This window comes from Pseudomonas reactans, from assembly GCF_013385825.1.
Taxonomy (GTDB): domain Bacteria; phylum Pseudomonadota; class Gammaproteobacteria; order Pseudomonadales; family Pseudomonadaceae; genus Aquipseudomonas; species Aquipseudomonas reactans.
In genome coordinates this window covers 195,219-201,218 of record NZ_JACAPG010000024.1, presented here as the reverse complement: position 1 = coordinate 201,218, position 6,000 = coordinate 195,219, and the positions used below count along the sequence as shown (strand labels likewise).

Genomic DNA, 6,000 nt, shown 5'->3' with positions numbered 1-6,000 from the left:
GGAACCAATACCAGCCGTTACCGAAGCAACGGATATGTACACCAACAGACCTCGCTCAGCCTCAAGCAAAAAACGAATAAACCACCGCAGTAATCGCCACCAACCCCACCGCCGTGACAAACACATTGGACGCCTGCCCACGGTACTTGGCCATAGCCGGCACCTTGCGAATGGCATACATCGGCATCAGAAACAAGATCGAAGCAATGATCGGCCCCCCCAGCGCCTCAATCATCCTGAGAATGCTTGGGTTCAACGTCGCAACGATCCAGCACACCACCAACATGAACGCCGCCGTCATCCGGTCCAGACGCTTGGCCTCAGGACGACGACCGGTCTTCAGCACCAGCCCCTTGAGGCCTTCACTCGCACCGATGTAATGCCCCAGGAACGACTTGGCAATCGCCACAAACGCGATCAACGGTGCCGCAAACTCGATGGTCGGATTATTGAAGTGGTTGGCCAGGTACGACAGGATCGACAAGTTCTGTGCCTTCGCCTCGGCGAGCTGCGCCGGCGACAGGGTCAGCACGCAGCTGAACACGAAGAACAGCACCATCACCACCATCAGCAGATGCGCGCGCGACAGGATCTGCGAGCTGCGCTCATCCGCGTGGACGCCGTACTGGCGCTTCTGGTCCACCGCAAAGGCCGAAATGATCGGCGAATGGTTGAACGAGAACACCATCACCGGGATCGCCAGCCACAAGGTATTGAGCAGCGCGGACGGCGCCGGGACCTGGCTGGCGGTGCTGAGAATGCCGCCGTTCCAGTGCGGGATCAGGTACACCGCCAAGAACAGCAACGCGACGATAAACGGATACACCATCAGGCTCATCGACTTGACGATCACCTGCTCACCACAACGCACTACGGCCAGCAGGCCGAGGATCAGCACAAACGACAGGAGCGCCCGTGGTGGCGGCATGATGTGCAGTTGATGCTCCATGAAGCTGCCGACGGTGTTGGTCAACGCCACGCTGTAGATCAGCAGGATCGGAAAAATGGCGAAGAAGTACAGCAAGGTGATCAGCGCGCCGGCCTTGATGCCGAAGTGCTCTTCAACCACATCGGTGATGTCGGAGCCTTCACGGCCGGACAGCACGAAACGGGTCAGGCCACGGTGGGCGAAGAAGGTCATCGGGAACGCCAGCAGCGCAAGGATCACCAGTGGCCAGAAGCCGCCCAGGCCCGCGTTGATCGGCAAGAACAGCGTACCGGCGCCAATGGCGGTGCCGAACAGGCCAAGCATCCAGGTGGTGTCCTGGCGGCTCCAGCTTGTGAGGGTTGCAGGTGTCGTTGCATAGCGTTCGTCAACGCTATTGGCCTGATCATTCATCCGGTCGGATCTCCGCATTTACACGGCCGGGACGAGTCAGAAAAACCTGACAGGCAGCGCCCCGACCATAGAAGGGGCCGGATTGTCCGGGATTCTTGTGAATAAGCAAAGACTTAGCTGAGGAACGGTGGTGCGGTGCAGGCTCGCGGGCGCACCTGTATACGGCGGTATTCGGGGCGTGCGGCTGAATGTGGAATATACATTCCCGCACAAATCTATTTTAGAATCGCACGTGTTCCTGTAGTTTTCATCCAGCATCCGCCGTTTATCCAGAGAGCCCTGCCATGCCTCGCGTTTCCCGCAAACAAGCCGAACTCAATCGCGAAATCATCGTCGAGGCGGCCACGCATCTGTTTCGCGAACGCGGTTTGCACGGTATTAGTCTGTCGGACGTCATGGCCGCCGCTGGCCTGACCCACGGCGGCTTCTACGGCCACTTCGCCTCCAAGGAAGCCCTGGCTACCGAAGCCTGCCAGCAGGCGTTCGAGCAGGCGAACCTGGGCTGGCAGGCAAAAATCGATCGCAGTGAAGATCAGCAGGCTGCCCGCGAGGCCGTGATGGGGCCTTATCTGACTGCCACCCATCGCGACAACCCTGGCGATGGCTGCCCTGTGTCGGCCTTCGCCCCGGACATGTGCCATGAGCCCGCCGACACTGCTTTGCAGCACACGTTTATTGAGGGCGTCGAGAAGTCCCTGGAGGTCTTTGCGCAGCTACAGGAGGGAGATCGCCAGGCAATGCTGGCCAACTACGCGATGATGATCGGCGCAGTGACCCTGGCGCGTGCAACACGTGGCAATGACCTGTCGGATGAATTCCTGGCTGCTGCACGAAATTCCCTACTGGCCGTTGACAGCCCTTCCTCCGTCCCAGCATGATCGGGCCATGAACATTTTCCAGCGCTGCCTCACCCGCACCACCACCACGACCGCTTACGGCGGGTCGCGCGGTGGCTGTGAGTGCCTGAGCTAGACACTTCACAGATTCAACCCAAGGCCCCGCCAGCAATGGACGGGGCCTTTTTATTGCTCCGCCCGTTCGGCAACCACAAGGAGCAACACCATGGCTGACGCCCTGCTGATCATCGACATGCAAACCGGCTTATACGATGGCCCGGAAAAGCCCTTCGAGCGCGAACGCGTGCTCGCCACTATCAACCTGCTGATTCAGCGTGCACGCCTGGCTGGCGCCCCGATCTTCGTCGCCCGTCATACCGGGCCGGCAGGCTCACCGATAGAAGCCGGCAGCCCGCTCTGGCAACTGTGGCATGGGCTGGAGGTAGACGAATCTCGCGATCACCTGTTCAACAAGACCCGTCCCTGCTGCTTCCTGGGCACAAATCTGGAACAGCAACTGAGAGCAGCGCAGGCCAAAGACCTGGTGATCGCCGGTATGAAAACCCAGTTCTGCATCGACACCACTTGCCGGGTAGCCGTGGAATTAGGGTTTTCGGTGGTGCTACCGGAAGACGGCCATACCTGCATGGACACACCGGCACTCAAGGCCGAGGCGATTATCGAGCATCACAATGCGACCCTTGCCGGGGCGTTTGTGAAGTGTACGCGCGCGGCCGAGATAAGCTTCTGATCGCTCAAATACGGCATACTCCTCCCCTCAAACCCTTCAGGAAGAGCCTTCCGATGACCGCTACTGTTTTGGTCCTGGTTGAAACCATCAACGAATACCTGCCCATCATCGAGGGTAATGACTTTCATGTGATCCTGGCGCCAACACCCGCCGAACGCGCCGAAGCCATCAAGGCCCATGGCAGCCAGATCAGGGCCGTGCTGACCCGTGGCCCGCTGGGCTTGTACGCCGAGGAAATCGCCGCCCTGCCCCTGCTGGAAATCATCTGTGTGATCGGTGCTGGCTACGAACACGTAGACCTGCAAGCCGCCAGCAATCGCGGGATCGTCGTGACCAATGGCGCCGGGGTGAACGCGCCATCGGTGGCCGATCACGCCATGGCGTTGCTGCTGTCGCTGGTGCGCGGCATCCCGCAGACCGACGCCGCCGTACGCCGCAGCGAATGGCCGAAAGTGATGCGCCCGTCCCTGGGGGGCAAGCAGTTGGGCATCCTCGGGCTCGGCGCTGTGGGCTTGGAAATCGCCAAACGTGCAGCCCTGGGCTTCGGCATGGAGGTGAGTTACCACAACCGCCAGCCGCGCGATGACGTGGATTACACCTACTGCGCCACTGCGGTGGAGCTGGCGCGCACCTCGGACTTCCTGATCCTGGCCACGCCCGGCGGCGCCAGCACCCGCCACTTGATCGATCGCCACGCCCTGGATGCCTTGGGTCCGAATGGCTACCTGGTCAATATTGGCCGTGGCAGCGTGGTGGTCACCGCCGACCTGGTCGCGGCCCTGGAGCAACGCCGCATCGGCGGTGCCGCACTGGATGTATTCGACGACGAGCCCCAAGTGCCCGACGCCCTCAAGAAGCTCAGCAACACCGTGCTCACCTCCCATGTGGCCGGCCTGTCGCCCGAAGCCGCCCATGACACCGTGCAGCGCGTGGCCGACAACCTGGTGGAATACTTCGCCGGTCGCCCGGTCCTCACGCCGGTCGCCCTGCCCCCGCCCACTAAATGACCGATCAGGCACGCTGATCATCATCCAACACGCTAACCTATTAAGCCGCCCCGACCTTGTCGCTGGGCGGTTGTGCGCATTAGATTAGGAAATAGTCCAAGGCCTTTAGAATAAGCAGAAGGGATAAGCATGGCGCTGAACGACCAATCGACCCAGATTCGCCCAGGCGAAGAACTTGATGCCCGCCTGATCGATCCCTACCTCAAGGCCCATATCCCGGGTCTGAGCGGCACACCCACCATCAGCCAGTTTCCCGGTGGCGCGTCCAACCTGACCTACCTGCTGGAATACCCTGGCCAGGAATTCGTGCTGCGCCGCCCGCCCTTTGGCCATAAGGCCAAGTCCGCCCACGACATGGGCCGCGAGTACCGCATTCTCAACCAGCTCAAAGATGGCTTCCCCTATTGCCCCAAGGCCTACGTGCATTGCACGGACGAATCGGTGATCGGCGCCGAGTTCTATGTGATGGAGCGGGTCAACGGCATCATCCTGCGCTCCGACCTGCCGCCTGAACTGGGTCTGGACGCGGCCAAGACCGAAGCGCTGTGCAAAAGCTTTATCGACAAGTTCGTCGAACTGCACCAGGTGGACTACAGCGCCTGCGGCCTGGCCGACCTGGGCAAGCCGGAAGGCTACGTGGAACGCCAGATCCGTGGCTGGAGCGACCGCTACGAAAAAGCCCTGACCCCCGACGCGCCGCGCTGGGAAGCAGTCCGCGCCTGGCTCAACGACAAGATGCCGGCCGACCACCCGACGTCAAGCATCGTGCACAACGACTACCGCTTCGATAACGTGATCCTCGACCCACACAACCCGATGCAGATCATCGGCGTGCTGGACTGGGAGCTGACCACCCTCGGCGACCCGTTGATGGACCTGGGCAACACCCTCGCCTACTGGATCGAAGCGGCCGACCCGGCGCCGGTGCAACTGATGCGTCGCCAGCCGAGCAACGCGCTGGGCATGCTCACCCGCCGTGAATTCGTCGACTACTACGCCGAACGCGCTGGTCTCCAGATTGACAACTTCGACTTCTACTACACCTACGGCCTGTTCCGCCTGGCCGGCATCGTGCAGCAGATCTACTACCGCTTCTTCCATGGCCAGACCCAGGACAAACGCTTTGCGCAGTTCATTCACATGAACAAGCTGCTGGAGCAGATGAGCCTGAACGTCATCAGCAAATCGTCCCTTTAAGGAATCGCTATGTCCAAGACTCACCTGTTCGACCTCGACGGCAAGATCGCATTCGTTTCCGGCGCCAGCCGTGGCATCGGCGAGGCCATCGCCAAGCTGCTGGCCCAGCAAGGCGCCCACGTGATCGTGTCCAGCCGCAAGCTGGAAGGCTGCCAGCACGTGGCCGACGCGATCATCGCCGACGGCGGCAAGGCCACGGCCGTGGCCTGCCATATCGGTGAAATGGAACAGATCACCCAAGTGTTCGCCGGTATCCGCGAACAGTTCGGGCGCCTGGATATCCTGGTCAACAACGCCGCGACCAACCCACAGTTCTGCAACGTACTGGACACCGACCTCGGTGCGTTCCAGAAGACCGTTGACGTGAACATCCGTGGCTACTTCTTCATGTCCGTGGAAGCCGGCAAGCTGATGCGCGACAACGGCGGCGGCAGCATCATCAACGTCGCGTCGATCAACGGGATCTCCCCCGGTGTATTCCAGGGCATCTACTCGGTCACCAAGGCCGCCGTGATCAACATGACCAAGGTGTTCGCCAAGGAATGCGCAGCGTTCGGCATTCGCTGCAACGCCCTGCTGCCGGGCCTGACCGACACCAAGTTCGCCTCGGCGCTGGTGAAGAACGACGCGATCCTGAAAATGGCGCTGGCGCAGATCCCGCTCAAGCGCGTGGCCGACCCGAGCGAGATGGCCGGCGCGGTGCTGTTCCTGGCCAGCGACGCATCCAGCTACACCACCGGTGTGTCGCTGAACGTGGACGGTGGTTTCCTGTCCTGATCTCACAAACGACACCCCACCCTGTAGGAGCGAGCTTGCTCGCGAAGAAAGTCAGGCCACCGCGAGCCTCCAGACAGCCCGCGTTATCGTTGA

The 6,000-nt window shown here is 61.2% G+C and carries 6 protein-coding genes; 5 read left to right on the top strand and 1 reads right to left on the bottom strand.

All coding sequences use genetic code 11. From position 1 onward, the window contains the following. Positions 1-61 precede the first annotated feature (61 nt). On the bottom strand, positions 62-1,339 hold the full coding sequence (locus HX868_RS28865; protein WP_177005194.1) for a serine/threonine transporter: 1,278 nt from the start codon (positions 1,337-1,339) through the stop codon (positions 62-64). Positions 1,340-1,623: 284 nt separating this feature from the next. On the opposite strand from HX868_RS28865, the gene HX868_RS28860 reads away from it, so the two are divergent. From HX868_RS28860 to HX868_RS28840, 5 genes are all read left to right on the top strand, one after another. Further along, positions 1,624-2,217, top strand: a complete 594-nt coding sequence (locus HX868_RS28860; protein ID WP_095016491.1) for a TetR/AcrR family transcriptional regulator — start codon at positions 1,624-1,626, stop codon at positions 2,215-2,217. A gap of 184 nt (positions 2,218-2,401) precedes the next feature. Further along, positions 2,402-2,926 carry a cysteine hydrolase family protein gene (locus HX868_RS28855; protein WP_177005193.1) on the top strand — a complete coding sequence of 175 codons (525 nt, stop codon included), beginning with the start codon at positions 2,402-2,404 and terminating at the stop codon, positions 2,924-2,926. Positions 2,927-2,979: 53 nt separating this feature from the next. After that, on the top strand, positions 2,980-3,933 hold the full coding sequence (locus tag HX868_RS28850) for a 2-hydroxyacid dehydrogenase (RefSeq protein WP_177005192.1): 954 nt from the start codon (positions 2,980-2,982) through the stop codon (positions 3,931-3,933). Positions 3,934-4,062: 129 nt separating this feature from the next. Beyond that, positions 4,063-5,130 (top strand): phosphotransferase family protein, encoded by a 1,068-nt coding sequence (locus tag HX868_RS28845; RefSeq protein ID WP_177005191.1) that lies wholly within the window; start codon positions 4,063-4,065, stop codon positions 5,128-5,130. Between the two features lie 9 nt (positions 5,131-5,139). Beyond that, positions 5,140-5,907 carry an SDR family oxidoreductase gene (locus HX868_RS28840; protein WP_016980158.1) on the top strand — a complete coding sequence of 256 codons (768 nt, stop codon included), beginning with the start codon at positions 5,140-5,142 and terminating at the stop codon, positions 5,905-5,907. Positions 5,908-6,000: the final 93 nt, after the last annotated feature.

Bases quoted from the DNA above. Each gene is read 5' to 3' on its own strand.
- HX868_RS28840 (WP_016980158.1), top strand. From the start codon at position 5,140: ATGTCCAAGACTCACCTGTTCGACCTCGACGGCAAGATCGCATTCGTT.
- HX868_RS28850 (WP_177005192.1), top strand. From the start codon at position 2,980: ATGACCGCTACTGTTTTGGTCCTGGTTGAAACCATCAACGAATACCTG.
- HX868_RS28855 (WP_177005193.1), top strand. From the start codon at position 2,402: ATGGCTGACGCCCTGCTGATCATCGACATGCAAACCGGCTTATACGAT.
- HX868_RS28860 (WP_095016491.1), top strand. From the start codon at position 1,624: ATGCCTCGCGTTTCCCGCAAACAAGCCGAACTCAATCGCGAAATCATC.
- HX868_RS28845 (WP_177005191.1), top strand. From the start codon at position 4,063: ATGGCGCTGAACGACCAATCGACCCAGATTCGCCCAGGCGAAGAACTT.
- HX868_RS28865 (WP_177005194.1), bottom strand. From the start codon at position 1,339: ATGAATGATCAGGCCAATAGCGTTGACGAACGCTATGCAACGACACCT.